General features: G+C 68.6%; 15 protein-coding genes. 5 read left to right on the forward strand and 10 right to left on the reverse strand.

What is annotated here, in order from left to right; translation table 11 throughout:
• Positions 1-175: 175 nt before the first annotated feature.
• Genes IPG50_37000 through IPG50_37010 form a run of 3 tightly spaced genes read right to left on the reverse strand, consistent with a single transcriptional unit; the run spans position 176 to position 1,768 of the window.
• A complete protein-coding gene (locus tag IPG50_37000) occupies positions 176-517 on the reverse strand; it encodes a TM2 domain-containing protein (protein MBK6697744.1) in 342 nt (113 codons plus the stop codon).
• 22 nt (positions 518-539) lie between these two features.
• Positions 540-1,409 carry an OmpA family protein gene (locus IPG50_37005; GenBank protein MBK6697745.1) on the reverse strand — a complete coding sequence of 290 codons (870 nt, stop codon included), beginning with the start codon at positions 1,407-1,409 and terminating at the stop codon, positions 540-542.
• The gene (locus IPG50_37010) at positions 1,406-1,768 is read right to left on the reverse strand and encodes a DUF4398 domain-containing protein (GenBank protein ID MBK6697746.1); all 363 of its coding nucleotides are present in this window, start codon (positions 1,766-1,768) and stop codon (positions 1,406-1,408) included. Before IPG50_37010 ends, IPG50_37005 begins: the two co-directional genes overlap by 4 nt.
• A 127-nt stretch (positions 1,769-1,895) precedes the next feature.
• Here IPG50_37010 and IPG50_37015 point away from each other — a divergent pair, with 127 nt between their 5' ends.
• Positions 1,896-3,008 (forward strand): arginase family protein, encoded by a 1,113-nt coding sequence (locus tag IPG50_37015; GenBank protein ID MBK6697747.1) that lies wholly within the window; start codon positions 1,896-1,898, stop codon positions 3,006-3,008.
• Between the two features lie 20 nt (positions 3,009-3,028).
• On the opposite strand, the gene IPG50_37020 is transcribed toward IPG50_37015, so the two are convergent.
• Positions 3,029-4,300 carry an MFS transporter gene (locus IPG50_37020; GenBank protein MBK6697748.1) on the reverse strand — a complete coding sequence of 424 codons (1,272 nt, stop codon included), beginning with the start codon at positions 4,298-4,300 and terminating at the stop codon, positions 3,029-3,031.
• A 100-nt stretch (positions 4,301-4,400) separates the two neighbouring features.
• Positions 4,401-4,919: a YceI family protein gene (locus IPG50_37025; protein MBK6697749.1), complete on the reverse strand. Its 519-nt coding sequence runs from the start codon at positions 4,917-4,919 to the stop codon at positions 4,401-4,403.
• A gap of 265 nt (positions 4,920-5,184) precedes the next feature.
• On the opposite strand from IPG50_37025, the gene IPG50_37030 reads away from it, so the two are divergent.
• The 3 genes from IPG50_37030 to IPG50_37040 all read left to right on the forward strand — a co-directional run bounded on the left by IPG50_37030 (position 5,185) and on the right by IPG50_37040 (position 8,652).
• A complete protein-coding gene (locus tag IPG50_37030) occupies positions 5,185-6,846 on the forward strand; it encodes a sigma-54-dependent Fis family transcriptional regulator (protein MBK6697750.1) in 1,662 nt (553 codons plus the stop codon).
• 258 nt (positions 6,847-7,104) lie between these two features.
• Positions 7,105-7,830 (forward strand): hypothetical protein, encoded by a 726-nt coding sequence (locus IPG50_37035; GenBank protein MBK6697751.1) that lies wholly within the window; start codon positions 7,105-7,107, stop codon positions 7,828-7,830.
• Positions 7,831-7,914: 84 nt separating this feature from the next.
• Positions 7,915-8,652 carry a hypothetical protein gene (locus tag IPG50_37040; GenBank protein MBK6697752.1) on the forward strand — a complete coding sequence of 246 codons (738 nt, stop codon included), beginning with the start codon at positions 7,915-7,917 and terminating at the stop codon, positions 8,650-8,652.
• Between the two features lie 171 nt (positions 8,653-8,823).
• Here the strand turns inward: IPG50_37040 and IPG50_37045 are convergent, their stop codons facing one another.
• The 3 genes from IPG50_37045 to IPG50_37055 are packed head-to-tail and all read right to left on the reverse strand — an operon-like array spanning position 8,824 to position 11,602.
• The gene (locus IPG50_37045; GenBank protein ID MBK6697753.1) at positions 8,824-9,513 is read right to left on the reverse strand and encodes a TlpA family protein disulfide reductase; all 690 of its coding nucleotides are present in this window, start codon (positions 9,511-9,513) and stop codon (positions 8,824-8,826) included.
• A 17-nt stretch (positions 9,514-9,530) separates the two neighbouring features.
• A complete protein-coding gene (locus IPG50_37050) occupies positions 9,531-10,286 on the reverse strand; it encodes a hypothetical protein (GenBank protein MBK6697754.1) in 756 nt (251 codons plus the stop codon).
• Between the two features lie 35 nt (positions 10,287-10,321).
• Positions 10,322-11,602 (reverse strand): hypothetical protein, encoded by a 1,281-nt coding sequence (locus tag IPG50_37055; GenBank protein ID MBK6697755.1) that lies wholly within the window; start codon positions 11,600-11,602, stop codon positions 10,322-10,324.
• Positions 11,603-11,797: 195 nt separating this feature from the next.
• Between IPG50_37055 and IPG50_37060 the strand changes: the two genes are divergently transcribed.
• Positions 11,798-12,958, forward strand: coding sequence for a metallophosphoesterase (locus tag IPG50_37060; GenBank protein MBK6697756.1), 1,161 nt, complete (start codon positions 11,798-11,800; stop codon positions 12,956-12,958).
• Here the strand turns inward: IPG50_37060 and IPG50_37065 are convergent.
• Both IPG50_37065 and IPG50_37070 read right to left on the reverse strand, forming a co-directional pair.
• The gene (locus tag IPG50_37065) at positions 12,886-13,770 is read right to left on the reverse strand and encodes a carboxypeptidase regulatory-like domain-containing protein (protein MBK6697757.1); all 885 of its coding nucleotides are present in this window, start codon (positions 13,768-13,770) and stop codon (positions 12,886-12,888) included. The two genes, IPG50_37060 and IPG50_37065, sit on opposite strands and share 73 nt — an antisense overlap.
• The gene (locus tag IPG50_37070; GenBank protein MBK6697758.1) at positions 13,767-15,230 is read right to left on the reverse strand and encodes a protein kinase; all 1,464 of its coding nucleotides are present in this window, start codon (positions 15,228-15,230) and stop codon (positions 13,767-13,769) included. The genes IPG50_37065 and IPG50_37070 overlap by 4 nt, the downstream gene beginning before the upstream one ends.
• Positions 15,231-15,261 lie beyond the last annotated feature (31 nt).

Genomic DNA, 15,261 nt, shown 5'->3' on the forward strand with positions numbered 1-15,261 from the left:
GCGGAAGGTGGATCGACGGCGACTGGGGGCTGGTCGGTGTAGGTGACACCCGAAGGCCACACTGGTCATTTCAGGAGCTTGCGGGCGCGGGCTGACCCATGAGGAAAGCGCGTCCACGGGCACGGGCACGTTCACGTTTACGGGGAGCCACCCAGAGGGGCTCTCCGCGGGTGGTTCAGTCCTCGCGCAGGGGCCGCCCTTGTGCGTCGGGGACCTTGCCTTCGAGCATGCGAATGCCGTCGACGATGGGCCACAAGACGCCAGCTCCGCACGTCCCCCAGGTCACGAGGATCTGGAGGAACCCAAGCTTGGTGTACCCGAGGTAGAAGCGTCCGGCGCCAAGACCACCCAGGAGAATCTGGAGGAGGCCCGCGGTCCGACGACCCTTGTCGGACACCACCAGGCCCGTCGACGCCTGGATGACGTGTGGGGCCAGGTCGGGGGCCAGGTCGAGCGGGCCCGCGCGCGGACGCGTCGCGTCCTCCGCAGGAAGGCCTCGCCCGTCGTCCCCCGCCATGTTCGCGCTTGAGCCTCGCCCGCTACTTGCGCTCCGGCGGCGAGACGATGATCTCGACACGACGGTTTTGCGCTCGGCCTTCCGGCGTCTTGTTGTCGGAGATGGGGCGGTCGGGGCCGATGCCCGCGGCCTTGACGCGCTCGGGCTGGATGCCGCGCGACACGAAGTGAGCTCGCACCGACTCGGCGCGCTTCAGGCCCAGGTCCATGTTGTAGCCGCGTGCGCCTTGCGCGTCGGTGTGCCCCTCGACGACGACGTCGCGATCGGGCGCCGCCTTCAGCGTCGTGACGACGTTGTCGAGGGCGCTGATGGCGCCCGGCAAGAGGACCGATTGATTCGACGGGAAGAGCACCGCACCGGAGATGGTGATGACGGTTCCGCGGCTCTCTTCCTTGATGGCCGCCAACTTCGCGAGTTGCTCCAGGGCTTCCTTGTTGCGGCGCTCGAGGTCGACGCGCTGCTGCTGCTCCATGGCCAGCTTGTTCTTGGTCTCTTCGAGCGCCTTCTTGGTGGCGTGGAGCTCCGTCTGCGTCGCTTGACCGACTTCCTTTTGCGCGAGCGACTTCTGTTGGTCGGCGCCGAGCGCACCGGCACGCGCCTCGGCGATCTGCGCCTTGCGGAGCGCTACGTAGGCCTTGTCGCGAACGTCGGGCTCGTCGCCGCGGTCGTCGAAGGCGCGCTCGGCGTCGTCGAGCGACTTCTTGGCGACGTGCACCTGCGCCGGCGCGAGCTTGCCGGCGACGCCGCTCTCGGCGCGCTGGTAAGCGGCACGGGCTTCGACGAGCTCCTTCGGCGGCTGCGCCGAGCCACAGCCGAGAGAGAGCGGCGCTGAAGATAGAAGGGCAAGAGAGAAGAAGGCCGGAGCCCAGGGCCCGTGGAGCATGCGTTTCATTTCCCGTCACCCTTGAGTCGTTGTTTGGCGGTCTTCGCCTCGTCGAGCGCTTGCTGCGCCTGGTTCTTGAAGTTCGCCTCGCGAGCCAAGGCCTCGGCGAGCTCGGCGTCGGCCTCCGCGCGCATGAGCACGAGCTCGGCCCGCTGGTTGTTGCCGTCAGCGATCATCTGTTTGGCCTGCTCGACCTGCTCTTGCGCGAGCTTGAGGTGGAGCGACGCCTGCGGGACGGCCGTGGCGTTGACCTCTTGGGCCACGCGAACGGCGGCCTGCGACGATACGAGGCGCTCGGTGGGGGCGGGGTAGGAGCCGCACGCAAGAAAGCCGAGTGCGGCGGCCGCGATCGCGAAACGTTGTCTCATGAGGGATCTCCGAAAGTCCGCCAACGCGGACGTCGCAGTTTACCCATTTCCGAAGGCCACGTGCGCGACTTCCTGCCGGTAGCGACGGGACCGCCAAAGTATCCGCGAAGGCGCTAACCTCCGTTGCGTGCGGCCGGAAGACGAACTTGCGCTCCTCATGAGGCCTGCCGGCGGTGGTGTCTACCTGGTGTCCACGGGCCGACGAGAGCAAGTGGCGTTGCAGCAAGCGGTCTACGGCGCTGCCACCGAGACCGCCGTCGACGCGGCTTGGCGCGCCGACCTCGAACGCATCAAGGATGCGCGCGTGGCGCTCTTGGCGGTGCCCAGCGATGTCGGGGCCGGTTTCTTGCGCGGTGCCAACATGGGGCCTGCCGCTCTCCGCGACGCCATGCTCGCCGCGCACCCCAACCTTCGCGAGCGCTCGCGGGCAGCGCGCGTCGTCGACGTCGGCGACGTCTTCGTCGTGCCGCAGCTCTTGCACGACGAGATGCTCTCGCAGGCGCAGCTCGAGCGCTCGCGCGTGGCGCTCTACCCGGGCGTCGCGGAGGGGGCCCGCGCGCTTCTGCCGGTGGCACCGCTGTCGATGGCCGAGCGGGTCATCGACCTGCTCTTCACGCTCAACGCGGGCCTTCGCCTGATGGTCTTCGGTGGCGATCACTCGGTGGCGTGGCCCGTCGCATCGGCACTGGCGCGCCGCGACCGACGAGGCCTCGCCATCGTGCAATTCGACGCGCACACCGACCTGCTCGAGGAACGGCTGGGCGTGCCCTACTGTTTCGCCACGTGGTCGCGCCACGCGGCGCGGCTGCTCGAGCGCCCCGACCGGATGGTTCAGGTGGGCATTCGCGCCACGAGGCACGAGCGGAGCCATTGGGAACGCGAAACGGGCGTTGTGCAGGTGTGGGCCGACGAGTGCCGTCGCGATGGCGCCTTGGCGGCGCAGCGCATCGTCGAAGCGCTGGCGGCGTCGGGCGCGACGCGCGTGTACATCTCCAACGACATCGACGGCACCGACGAAGCCTTCGCCGACGCGACGGGGACCCCGGAGCCCGACGGCCTCGCTCCCGAGTTTGTGGTGGACGTCATTCGCAAAATTGGTGAGCGCTTCGAGGTCGTTGCCGGTGACGTGATGGAGGTTGCACCGCCGCTGGAGCGGACGCCCGGCGGCCGAGCGCGCACCCTTGCGACGGCGATGCGCTACATCGACGCGACCCTCGAGGGGCTCCTGCGTGCGCCGTAACGGAAACGGACCGCCGCGCATCAGCCGGGTTTGCAGTCGTCGAGCCGGTCGATGCGGCGGAGCGACGGAAAGAGCACCGACCAAAGCGCAACGACGCCGCAGGTGATGAAGCCACCAACGGCGGCGGCACGCTCGAGCCCGAGCCAGCTCGCCGTGAGGCCCGACTCGAACTCACCGAGCTCGTTGGAGGCGCCGACGAAGATCATGTTCACGGCGCTCACCCGTCCCCGCATCTCCGGGGGCGTGGCGAGCTGCAGCACCGTCGAACGCACAACGACGCTGATCATGTCCGCCGCGCCCGTGACAGCGAGCGCCGCGACGGAGAGCCAGAGGCTGCGCGAAAGCGCGAAGACCACGGTCGCAGCGCCGAAGACCATGACCGAGAGGAGCATCTTGATGCCGGCACGACGGCCCAAGGGGAAGACCGCGAGCGACGCGGCCATGAGCGCCGCCCCGACCGACGGCGCGCTCCGGAGGAGCCCGAGGCCAAGAGGCGACGCAAAGAGCACGTCGCGTGCGAAGGCTGGCAAGAGGGCGACGGCGCCGCCGCAAAGCACGGCGAAGAGGTCGAGCGAGATCGTCCCGAGGATCATCTTGTTTCGAAGGACGTACGAGACGCCGGCGAAGATCGTCTTGGCGTCGATGGCGCGACGGTCCAGGCCCTCGGGTTTGACCCGCAGGAGCGCCGTGAGGAGGAAGGTGATCACGGTCAGGCTCGCCGTGGAGACGTAGACGAGCGCGGCACCGCGCGCGGCGTAAACGATGCCGCCGAGCGCTGGACCGACGATCGCGGCCAACTGCCAGATGGCGGAGCTCCATGCGACGGCGCTCGGCAGCGTCTTTGCGGGCACCATGAAGGGTAGAAACGACTGCGCGGCGGGGCCGATGAACGCCCGCACGCAGCCGAACAGGAAGAGCACCGCGTAGATCGGTTCGAGGCTCCGCATGCCGCTCTGGGCCATCAGCGCCAAGGTCACCGCGGAGGCGCCGATGAGGACGTGGCACGTCATGAGGATCTTCTTCCGATCGAAGCGGTCCGCGACGCTGCCGGCCACGAGCGACAAGAGAAAGAGCGGTAGGAACTGCGCGAGACCGACGTAGCCGAGGTCGAGCGGCCGCCGGGTGATGTCGTAGACGTGCCACCCAACGGCGACGCTCTGCATCTGGATGCCGATGGTCAGGAGCGCACGCGAGCCCTGGAAGAGGGAGAAGTCGCGAAAGCGAAACGCTGCGAAGGCGGGCTCCTTGGCGCGGTCGCTTTCTGGGCGGCGGGGCTCCGAGTCTTGGCTCAAGAGGGGAGCCGCTTCTTACGCCCTTTGTGCCCTTGTCGCCACGTCCGACTTGGGGCGCACTTCACCCCGCGAATGCGCTCCAAAGCTGGACAAGCCTTGCCTAGCCCTTCGCGATGAACTGGACCTCGAGCTCGATATCGACCTTTTCGCCGACAAGGATGCCACCGGCCTCGAGCGCTTGATTCCACGTGAGTCCGAAGTCGACCCGGTCGATGGTGGTCTTGCCGGTGAAGGCCACGCGATCGTTGCCCCACGGATCTTTCGCCTTGCCGAGCAGTTCGACGTCCATGGCGACCTCTTTCGTCGTGCCGCGAATCGTCAGGTTGCCCCGAACGACATAGCGACCGTCGTTGCGCTGCTCGACGCGCGTGCTCTCGAAGGTCATCTTCGGGTGTTTCTCCGAATCGAAGAAGTCCGCCGACCGAAGGTGCGCGTCGCGCTTGTCTTCGCGCGTGTCGATGGAGCCGGTCTCGATGCTCGCCGTGACGGCCGAGAAGCCGCCGTCGTCTTTGAGCTCCGCCGAGAAGGCGCCGAAGCGACCACGGACCTTCGAGATCATGAGGTGACGAACGGAGAAGCCGATGGTCGAGTGTGAGGGATCAACTTGCCAAGTGCGCATGGGGGACCTTCCTTCAATGCTGAGCACTCAAGCAGGCGCCGTGCCGCGACGCTTCAAGGGCACATCGGCGGGCCCCGACCACGTGAGCGTGAACGTGAACGTGCCCGCTCCCGGGGGGCAAAGTGAACGAGGAATACCGGGAGGCGGCGCGCCGGGACGCGTTCCGCAGGGCACCGACTACCTTGACGATTGGAGCGTCTGGCACCAAACGTACGAGTTCGCGGTCTCTCGAATTGAGCGACCCGCCACTCGAAAGGATAGTCGCATGCGCCTCGACGACCTCGACCTCCGCGAGCTGCTCGCCTTCGCTCCCGAGGGCGGGGTCTTGCGTTTCGGCGGACGGCGCGCGCTGCTCTTCGACGCGCTCGCGGTAGGTCTCCTGAACAAGGAACTCTTTGACACCGTGGGGGCGACCGTTGCTCGCGGCATCATGACCCGCTTCGGCTACGTCGACGGCTGGCGCAGCGCCGACGCGATGCGGACCGCCTTTCCGTGGGACAGCGAGCGCGAGTGGCAGCTCGCCGGCGGCCGCCTCCACATGCTTCAGGGTCACGTCGTCTTCGAACGCGACGCGAGCCGCGAGTCACCGGAGGCGGAGCCGTCGCCTTTCGCCGAGGGCGTCTGGCGCGAGTCCTACGAAGCGGAGCAGCACCTCCTGCACTTCGGCCGCTCCGACGAGCCGGCATGTTTCTCCCTCGTTGGCTTTGCCAGCGGTTGGCTCAGCAGGGTCCACGGCCAAGAGATCCTCTGCATCGAAGACGAGTGCCTCGCCAAGGGCGACGCGCGTTGCCACTTCGTTGGCAAGACGCGCGAGGCGTGGGGCGAGGAGGTCACGCGACACATCCCGTTCTATTCGCGCGAGTGCATGGAGGCGACGGCCAAGCACCTGTGCGACGCGCTCAAGGCCACGGAGCTCGCGCTCAAGCGGGAGCGCCGCGCCTTGGCTCGCGCGTCCGGCGGCGAAGAAGAGGTGTCCGGTCTCATTGTTCGCAGCGACGCGATGCGCAAGGTCGTCGAGCTCGCGAGGCGCGTCGCGAAGGTCGACACGACGGTCCTCGTCACGGGCGAAAGCGGCGTCGGCAAGGAGCGCGTCGCGCGCCTCATTCACGACGAGTCGCCGCGAGCCGGGCAAGCCTTCTTGGCTATCAATTGCGGCGCGGTGACAGAGACGCTCCTCGAGAGCGAGCTCTTCGGGCACGTGCGCGGCGCGTTCACCGGCGCCACCCACGATCGCATCGGGCTCTTCGAGGCGGCTCATGGCGGCACTCTTCTGCTCGACGAGATCGGCGAGATCTCGCCGGGCATGCAGGTGAAGCTCCTGCGGGCCTTGCAGGAGCGGGAGGTTCGTCGCGTCGGCGACACGAAGACCAAGAACGTCGACGTGCGCGTCCTCGCGGCCACCAACAAGAACCTCGGTGCCGAGGTGGCGGCGGGGCGCTTTCGCGAAGACCTCTACTACCGGCTGCGCGTCATCGAGCTGGCGATTCCACCGCTAAGGGCGCGCGCCGACGACATCCTCCCTTTGGCGCGCGCCATTCTTGCGCGTACGTCGCGACGACTCGATCGCAAGCTCGTGGGATTTTCGCCGAAGGCTGCCGAGCGGCTCCTCGGCCACCGTTGGCCAGGCAACGTGCGCGAGCTCGAAAACGTCATCGAGCGCGCCGTCGTCCTCTGCGATAGCCCGACCGTCGACGTGGAGCAGTTGCCGCCGGAGCTCTTGGGCCAGCCCGCGCCCGCGGTCGCTACGCCCGGCGCCACGGTGCCGCTCGACGAGGTGGAGCGGCGTTACATCCTCGCGGTGCTCGATGGGAACGCGGGCAATCGAACGAAGACGGCGGCGGAGCTGGGCATCGGGCAGGCCACGCTCTACCGCAAGCTCAAGGAGTACGGCGTCACCGAGGGTCGCGTGGACGCCTCCCGCTCCTGAGCGTCCGACCCGTGGCCGACATGTAGGTGGGGCCCGTTCGCGGGCGCGTCGTGAGCAGGGGCGATCGGGTCGTTCATGGTTTGGCGGACCTCGAACTTTCCGTTGCAGGGGATCGGCGTCGCCGGCCGGTGACGCTCGCCGCCGCTGGCGGAACGGTGCAAGTCCCGGTCACCACGAGCGTTCCTCACAGGTTGGAGCCGCCCGCCGCCACGTGGGCGCAACGTCGGGGCCTGGTCCCCGGCTTGCACCATGGGGGTCATGCTCCGCTCGCTCCTCCTGGTCTCCCTCGCCGGCGCGCTCCTTTGGGGTTGTTCGGACCACGCTGGCGACCTGGACGCCGCTCGCAACAAGCAGGCGCCCAAGCGGCCCGACGGAGGCGTCGAGGCGCCCGAGGTTACGCCCGGTGTCACGCCTGGCTCGACGCAGACGCCCCCGCCCGGTTCGGTGACGCCCGGCGGCGCTTGCGCTCCGCAGGCCGTGGCGCAACTCAGCGTGCCGCCGTGGCGGCCGCCGCGCGCCCTTCACGCGCAGCAATGCTCGGGCGCCGAGGCGACCAACCTCGTCAATTGCTACATTGGCCAGCAGCAGCAGGCGTGCGATGCGCAGGTCACGCTGCCTTGCCATCGGTGCGTCGTGTCGGACCCCACGCTGGACCAGACCTTTGGCCCCATCATCTTCGATCCGGCCCGGCCTCAAGACGTCGAGATCAACGTGGAGGGGTGCGTCGCGGCGCTCGCGGGCGATCCGTCGGCGGCGGGCTGCGGCCCCAAGCTTCAAGCCGCCAACGCGTGCCGCCAGCAGGCATGCCGCGCGTGCGAGGGACAGGCGGCGTACTCGCAATGCCTCTCCGCTGCGGCCACCGGCCCCTGCGCGCAGTACGAAACGCAAGCGCGGGCGTGCTCGGGGAATTTTCTCGCCAGCTGCCAACAAGGGCAAAACGCTGTGCAGGTTGCGCTGGCCTTGACCCAGCAGTTTTGCATGTGACCGCTCGTGCCGCCGCCGAAGGGGGCCGAGCGACCTTCATTTCCAGCTAGCGTCGGGGCGCCTTTCGATCAGAATGGTCCCTGCATGGTTCGCTTGTGCCTCGCGACGCTCGGGGTAGCGTCGGTCACTCTGGCGCTCGCTTGCTCCGTCGGCTTGCCCGATAACGCCGATGTTCCGGGGCGCCCCACGACCCCCACGAGCGCGACGGCTGATAGCTCCACGGCGCTTCCGCCGTCGGGCGATAGCGGCACTGGCGCAGTTCCGGGCACCGATGCCGCCACGCCGTTGCCGCCCGTTTGCCCGCCCAAGGTTGTCGGTTCGGTGCCGCCCGATTGGCATCCACCGCCGGCGATTCACAGGAACGCGTGTTCCGCCTCGCAAGCGACGACCTTGACCGAGTGTCTCTTCTCCACCGCCGTCCCGGTGGCAACCTGCGATCAGTTCTTCAACGCGGCCGGCAACGGCAACTGCATCTCGTGCGCCATCACGAGCTCCATCGCTCCCAACCACGGCGCCATCGTCGACGACGGAACGGGCTACTACGCCAACATATCCGGCTGCGTCGCGGCCTTGAGCGGTGACAGCAGCCAAGCGGGCTGCGGTGCCAAGACGGAAGTCTTCTACGACTGCCTCTACGCGGCCTGCCAGCACTGCATGAACCCCTTCGACTACGCCGCCTGTACCGACGCGGCGGCCCGTGGCACGTGCGCCGCCTACGCCGGCCCCGCCGACTGCAACAAGCCGTACCTCGACGCGTGCACGTCAGCGACCTCCCCGCTCGACGAAGCCTTCAAGTTGGTGAAGCTGTTCTGTCAGCCCTAGTGGGCGCCGCTGTGAGCGACGGTGCTGCGCACCGTTGCGCTGCTGCGCAGCGCGGGCTCGCGGCGCTTGGTCGAGGGAGCACCCCGTCGGGTATCGCGAGGCGCGTCGTTCCCGCTCCCTCGAGCTCCCACGAGGAATCGAGAAAGTGCGAGGGTGCCGTCGTGACGTCGCTCACAGTGGCGCCTTAACCAGAGAGCTGATCTGGGCAAAGTCGGCGTCGTCAACGGCGCCCTCGAAGGCGCAGCGAACGAGGCCGCGCGAGTCGACGAGCGCGTGCGCCGGAAGGCTTGTGCCGCGGGCGAGCCGAAGGCCGTCCAAGAAGGTGTCGCGCGTCGCGCCAGGCTTGAGCCAGAGCGCGCCCTTAAGCCCGAGCGCCGGCTGGTCTCCAAAGAAGCGCTCGAGTTGCCGCTCGTCGTCATCCAAGGAAATGAAGCGCACGCGCAGCGACGCGCCGAGCTTCTGCTCCCAGCCGCGCAGGCGCGGGATCTCCTCCTTGCAGGGGCCGCACCACGCCGCGAAGAAGTTGATCCACGTAAAGCGGCCGCCGGTCTCGAGCCTCGTATCGGGAGGCGTCGCTCCAGCGGCGGCGCGCGCGTCGAAGGCTACCTTGGGGAGCGCGCGGCCGGGCTTCGACCACTCGGCTTCGCAGAGCTTCCGTGGCGGCTTGGGCGGCGCCTTGGCCGGTGCGTGGGCGTTCGCGACGGCGCTGCTCGCGACGGGCGGCGCAGGCTTGCTCGTAGGCGAGGCGAAGACGACCTCCGCGCGGCCTTGCGGCGGCGAGGGCGCCTTCCCGTCGTCGCAAGCGAGGGCGCCCGCGCAGAGAACAAGAGCGGTCGCGGCGGTCCGCCGCGCCGATCGCACGGCGCGTCGCCGCGACTCTACAAGCGGCAATCGACCCATGAGACGAAGGCACTCCGGTTGATGGTGTCAGGGCCACACTTTGGCGCCTTTGCGCCCGCGCTTGCGCGGGAGCTGGGCCAGTCGCAGAACTCGGTGCCGAGCTGCGCGAACTCCTCGCCGAGCCAAAGGAGGCCGACCTGCTTGTCGAGCTCCGGGTCCTTCGTCTGCTCTTGCAGGTAGAAGTGGACCGAGTTGGCTCGCTTGTGGGAGAGGGCGCGGTTCTTGTCGGGGGGGCCTGACTGCGACGCGCGCGCGACGACGAAGAAGTAGCGGGCGCCGCGACGATCGAGCCATCGCTCCTCGAGGAGCTTCTTCCCTGCGGCGTCGAGATCGGCCGAACCCTCATCGAAGAGGACGACGGCGCCCCGCTCCTTGAGCGGCGAGAAGAGCGCGTTGAAGTCGCTGTCGGTGATGCTCGCGAAGGTCTTTACGTCGGCCGGTTGGCATCCGCGGCGCGCCTCGCCGCCCACAAGACCGCAAGCGTTGAGGACGCGCTGGAGCACCTGCTTGAAGGCCGGCGTGCAGTACTTCTCCTCCGACTCGTCGGCGATGGCGACGGAGCCTGCCGTAAGTGTCTGCGGCTTGCCGATGCGGTTCTCGGCGGCGCGGACCGTGGCGCGCACGAAGACGAGAGCCCCGAGGGTCAGAAGCGCCGTCGCTCCCACGCCGACGATGGCGGCGGCGCGTGGATGAGCGGGAGGGCGCCGCGTCGCGAAGCGCGACGGATCCGGCATCAGGTCGGTCGGCGGGCTCGGGCCCTGGTCCGAGCTCATCGAAGGACCTCCGGGGCGAGCTGCGTCAGCGTGTACCTTAGGCCCAAGTCCGTGTCCTCCTCGCAGATGCGCGTGTCGCCGAGGAACATCTGCGGCGTAGAGATGGGGATACGGTTTTTTGATGCAAAATGCAGGTGTTGGTTCAGCTTGACGGCCGTGCGCTTGTCGTCGACGCAGGCCACGAGTTCGGGGCCGAAGCGCGCCTCGACCTTCTTCTTGACGCTCGCGACGCCGGCGCGCCCGGCTTCGCGCAGCTCATCCTGATTCTGAAACGCCCACTCGAGCATGGCGCGTCCGTCGCCGGTGGCTTGCGCGCTGCACAGAATCGCGCGCGACAAGAGGCAAGCACCCGGGTGAAGCGAGCGATCGAGCATCCAGTTGCACTCGGTGTCGAGCGGGAAGAGCGCGAGCGTCACGTCGAGCTGCTCGAGGGCGCCCTCAATCTTGAGCCGGTCGTGAAAGCTTTTGCACGTGGGGCAGAGCGGATCTTCGAACAAGAGGACGGGGCGCGTCGCCCGTTCCGTCTTGAGCTTCAGGAGCGCGCCGTGGGACTCGGTCTTGGTCGTGAGCGTGCCGCAGGTCGTGAGCTTGGCCTTGTAGTCGGGGAGCGAGGCCGCATAGAGCATGGCGGGCGAGAGCGAACACAGCCCCAGCGTCGCGAGCCAGGCGAAGGGCAGGCCGACCGATTCTCTCGGGCCGAGCTGGCTCAAGTCGAGTCGCTGCGAGCCGTCGGTGGGGGCCGGCGGGAGCTTTGCGCGACGAAACATCGTGAGGGAGAGCACCGAGGCCACCGCGAGGACCGTCGACGCGACGTAGACGCCGACGCAAAGCTTGCAGAAGGTACCGAGCTTCGTCGCGGAGATGACGGCCATGAAGAGCGATGCGACAAGCGGCAGAAGTCCCGTGGTGCCCAGAAAGAGCCAGGCGAAGCGTTTCGCTCGTTCGCGGGCGAGGCTTAGGTAAAGGCCGAAGCCAGCGAAGAACGAGAAGGTCCCGACGGCGAACAGCGAGATGGGGATTCCGCCCCAATAGGCCGAGCGGAAGAGGGCCGAGTAGGGGCTGAAGAGCGCAGCCTTGCAGGCGTTGTCCGCGTCTTCCGAGATGGGTGCGCCGGGGACAAAGCTGCAGTGGACGGCGTGCACCTGGCGATCGAGGTGAACCGCGTAGTCGTACGTGGAGTAGAGCGCGAAGACGAGCCCGAGGAGGGCCGCGGCCGTCGCCACAGGACCGACAGCCCGAGCGAAGCGTGCGTGTGAGGGGCCTTGGGAAGACGTCATCGGCGTTGGTGGAGGCGGAGGCCAAACGCACCGCTACGAGAGGGTGCCCCGAATCGGAAGCGCCCGTCAAACGCGTTGGGCCAACGCTACCCGGCCCCCCAGCGAGGCGCGAACCGACCGAAGAGCGGCGCAAACCTCGCCTTGGTGCGTGCAGCGCTTGAGATACCCTGCCGTTGGCCCTACCCGCGACACCTCATGCCCATCTGGCGAATCGTCACCTTCCTATCGGTCGTCCTCGGGCTGACCTTCGGCCTCCACTACTTCCTGTGGGCGCGGCTTGTGCGCGACACGGGGATGTCGGCGCCCTACGGCCGCGCCCTGACCGCGCTGATTGCGCTGCTCGGCGTGTCATTGCCCCTCGGCTTCGTCTTGATGCGTGGCCCTCGCTCCGTCTCGGGTCCCGTCTCGTGGATCACCTTCACGTGGATGGGCCTCGTCTTCCTCTTGTTCGTCTCGCTGCTCTTGGGCGACGTCGTGCAGTTCGCCCTCAAGGTGTTTCGCCAGGGCGCTATCGACGGAGGCCGGCGAGAAGTGCTGGCGCGAACGGTCGGCGGCGCCGCGGCCGCGCTGGCCTTCGTCGCCGGAAGCGTGGGCGTCGCCAACGCGCTCGCCGAGGTCCGGGAGCGCCGCGTCGCCGTGCGACTCAAGAAGCTGCCGGCTCATCTGTCGGGGTATCGCGTCGTGCAGCTCACCGACGTTCACGTCGGACCGACCATCGGCCGAGCCTTCGTCGAAGAGCTCGTCCGCCGCGTGAACGCGCTCAACCCCGACCTGGTGGCCATCACCGGCGACCTCGTCGACGGCTCCGTCGCTGAGCTGGCCCACCACGTGGAACCGTTGTCGCGGCTCCGCGCTAAGGACGGGGTCTTCTTCGTGACCGGCAACCACGAATACTACTCGGGCGCCGACGAATGGATCGCCCACCTCGGGTCGATCGGCATTCGCGTGCTGCGTAACGAACGTGTCGCGATCCGTGGTGCGGAGGGGTTTGACCTCGCCGGCGTCGACGACGTCCACGCGAGCCAGTTCGGCGGCGATCACGGCATGGACGTGAGGCGCGCGCTCGCCGGTCGTGATGAAGCGCGTGCCTGCGTCCTCTTGGCGCACCAGCCGAAGGCCATCGAAGCGGCGGCCCAACTAGGTGCCTGCCTCCAGCTCTCGGGACACACCCACGCGGGGCAGATCTTTCCCTTCACGTACCTCGTGAAGCTCGACCAGCCGTACGTCCGGGGCCTTCATCGCCACGCCGCCACCACGCAGATCTACGTGAGCGAAGGCACCGGCTATTGGGGACCGCCGATGCGCCTCGGGACGTGGGCCGAGATCACCTGCCTCGAGCTCTCGCGCGACGCGTGATGAGCGGCCTCGCTCGCGGCGGCTCGCGGCCCGAAGAGGTAGACGAGCGCGGAGCCGACGAGGAACGCGCCGCCGACGACTAGCGCCACGTCCGCGACCTGCATGCGATCGCGCACCGCGTCGGTGTCGGCCTTCGTACAGGCGCCGGCGCACTCGCGCTCGAGCCGCCGGTAGTCGGCCGACGCCCCGAGGCCCAGGGCTACGAAGCCGCCCAGCGAGAGAACACCGACGCCGCCCAAGGTGGCCGCGGCGATCTTCGTCCCGGTGCTCGCTTGGCCGTCGTGCGCCGCAGGGCGCAGCGCCTGCGGCAGCACTCGCGGTGGTGGAGGAGAGGCCGGCGCAACTGTCTTGGCGAGGCGCACTTCAACGACGCGCCCCTTGATGCGCTCTTCGACGACGATGGCTCGCTCGACGTCGTCGAAGCCCTCGGCCCGGATACGGACTCGGTGCGGTCCGGGGTCGAGGGTGGTGGCCCGCCCGTCGAGCGGCGCGAAGGGACCGTCGTCGAGGCTCGCCGTGGCGCCCACCACGTCGCCCGTGGCTGCCGTGACGCGGACGACGATGCTTGGCGTGAGGGCGTCGAGCTCCTTGGCGCCGGCGTCACAATCGGCTCGAAGGACGGCGGGGCACTCGGCCGCCACGCAGACCCTCATGAGCTCGCTGGCCGAGCGGAGGCGCCCTTGCCGTTGCTCGATCTGGGCGCGTTCGAAGGCCGTGGCGCATCGCTCCTTCGCGTCGCCGCCCTTGTCGGCCGCGGCGACGGAGGTCGCGAGCGACATCGCGACGAAGAGAGCTGGCGCGGCGAACCTCACAAGCATTCCCTCTTGTAGCGCTTTACGCCGTCGACGAACTCGTAGGGTGGCACGCAATTCGGGCTCGGGGCGACGCGCTCCGGCTTTCGCGCGGCGGCCTTACCGGCGTCGACCGTCAGGGTGGCGGAGGGCACGGGCTCGGTACGGACGGGCGCCGTCTCTTGCGACGAGCCGCGGGGCGCCACGGCCTCCGCTGACGAAGACGGCAGCTCTCGCGGCGCCAACGGCGCGCCTGCCGCGGTCGCTCTCGCGGGTCCAGGCCCATCACCGCGCGCGATGAGGGAGACGGCAAACGCGCCCACGGCGAGGCTCGAGATCGCGCCGAGCAGAGCCCAAGCGGCACGGCGCCGTGTGGCGACAGGGGCGGGCGTCGAGAGTCGTTCGGTGTCGGCGAACTGGCCGCGATCGGTCGCAAGGCCGGGCAGCGGGCTTGCCTCGCTAGGCGTAGGCGGGAGCGACGGCCTTTGCATCACGGTAGGCGTGGCCGACTGGCGCAGGAACGCCTCAATGCGATCGAGCTTCGAGCCCGACAGCGAGAGCACCCAATCGGCCACCTTGGCGCGGCTCGCGCGGGGCATGGGGGCGAGCCGATCGAGCGCGGCACGCGCCGTGGCGGGGCGCTGCGTGGGCGCGACAGCGACGAGGTCGCGGACCAGCTCGTCGAGCCCTTCCGGAAGGTCGTCGCGGAACGTAGCGAGGCTCGGTGCGGCGGTTTTTTGCGTGTAGGCGCGCACCTGCTCGTGCATGCCCTCGTACAAGCGTCGCCCGGCGAGCGTCTCCCATAGAACGACGCCCATGGCCCAAAGGTCGGTCGCCGCACTGACTCGGTCGCCACCGAGTTGCTCCGGGGAGAGGTACCCCGGCTTGCCGACCATCGCGCCGCTTTCCGTGGCTTGAAGGCGGTCCTTGACCTTCGCGATGCCGAAGTCGGTCAAGTAGGCGGAGCCGCGCGCGCTCACCAGGATGTTGTGCGGTGAGATGTCCCGGTGGACGAGATTGAGCGCGTTGCCCTGGTGATCGGTGGCCGCATGCGCCGCGTCGAGCCCCTCAAGCGCGTCGTGGACGATGGCGAGTGCGATGTCGAGAGCGACCGGTTCGCTCCGCCGCTCGGTCTCCCGGAGCAGGCTCGAGAGTGCGTCACCGTGCACGTATTCGAGCACCAAGTAAACCCAGCGACCGCCGCCGCCGCTGTCATCGACGTGCTCCGAGACGGCGTCCAAGACGGGGACGATGTTCGGGTGAACAAGGAGCGCCGCCACCCGCGCTTCCGTCAGGAACCGGTCCACCGTGTCGACGTCGTGGGCGAGGTGCGGGTGCAGTACCTTGATGGCGCACGTTCGAGAGAATCCGTGCTCCGCTGACACATGTGCAAGATACACGCTGCCCATGCCGCCCGCGGCGAGGGGGCAGACGATGCGGTACTTGCCCAGGACGTCGGGCGGTTCGCGGTGCGGCAGCATGTGCCCTCGGGCAGTGTATCCTGACGGCTCC

The sequence above is a fragment of the Myxococcales bacterium genome (genome assembly GCA_016703425.1).
Taxonomy (GTDB): Bacteria; Myxococcota_A; Polyangia; order Polyangiales; family Polyangiaceae; genus JADJCA01.

What these genes read in the sequence shown, in the direction of transcription:
- IPG50_37010 (MBK6697746.1), bottom strand. Translation starts at nt 1,768, where the DNA reads ATGAGACAACGTTTCGCGATCGCGGCCGCCGCACTCGGCTTTCTTGCG.
- IPG50_37060 (MBK6697756.1), top strand. Translation starts at nt 11,798, where the DNA reads ATGCCCATCTGGCGAATCGTCACCTTCCTATCGGTCGTCCTCGGGCTG.
- IPG50_37025 (MBK6697749.1), bottom strand. Translation starts at nt 4,919, where the DNA reads ATGCGCACTTGGCAAGTTGATCCCTCACACTCGACCATCGGCTTCTCC.
- IPG50_37000 (MBK6697744.1), bottom strand. Translation starts at nt 517, where the DNA reads ATGGCGGGGGACGACGGGCGAGGCCTTCCTGCGGAGGACGCGACGCGT.
- IPG50_37005 (MBK6697745.1), bottom strand. Translation starts at nt 1,409, where the DNA reads ATGAAACGCATGCTCCACGGGCCCTGGGCTCCGGCCTTCTTCTCTCTT.
- IPG50_37035 (MBK6697751.1), top strand. Translation starts at nt 7,105, where the DNA reads ATGCTCCGCTCGCTCCTCCTGGTCTCCCTCGCCGGCGCGCTCCTTTGG.
- IPG50_37055 (MBK6697755.1), bottom strand. Translation starts at nt 11,602, where the DNA reads ATGACGTCTTCCCAAGGCCCCTCACACGCACGCTTCGCTCGGGCTGTC.
- IPG50_37050 (MBK6697754.1), bottom strand. Translation starts at nt 10,286, where the DNA reads ATGCCGGATCCGTCGCGCTTCGCGACGCGGCGCCCTCCCGCTCATCCA.
- IPG50_37070 (MBK6697758.1), bottom strand. Translation starts at nt 15,230, where the DNA reads ATGCTGCCGCACCGCGAACCGCCCGACGTCCTGGGCAAGTACCGCATC.
- IPG50_37030 (MBK6697750.1), top strand. Translation starts at nt 5,185, where the DNA reads ATGCGCCTCGACGACCTCGACCTCCGCGAGCTGCTCGCCTTCGCTCCC.
- IPG50_37040 (MBK6697752.1), top strand. Translation starts at nt 7,915, where the DNA reads ATGGTTCGCTTGTGCCTCGCGACGCTCGGGGTAGCGTCGGTCACTCTG.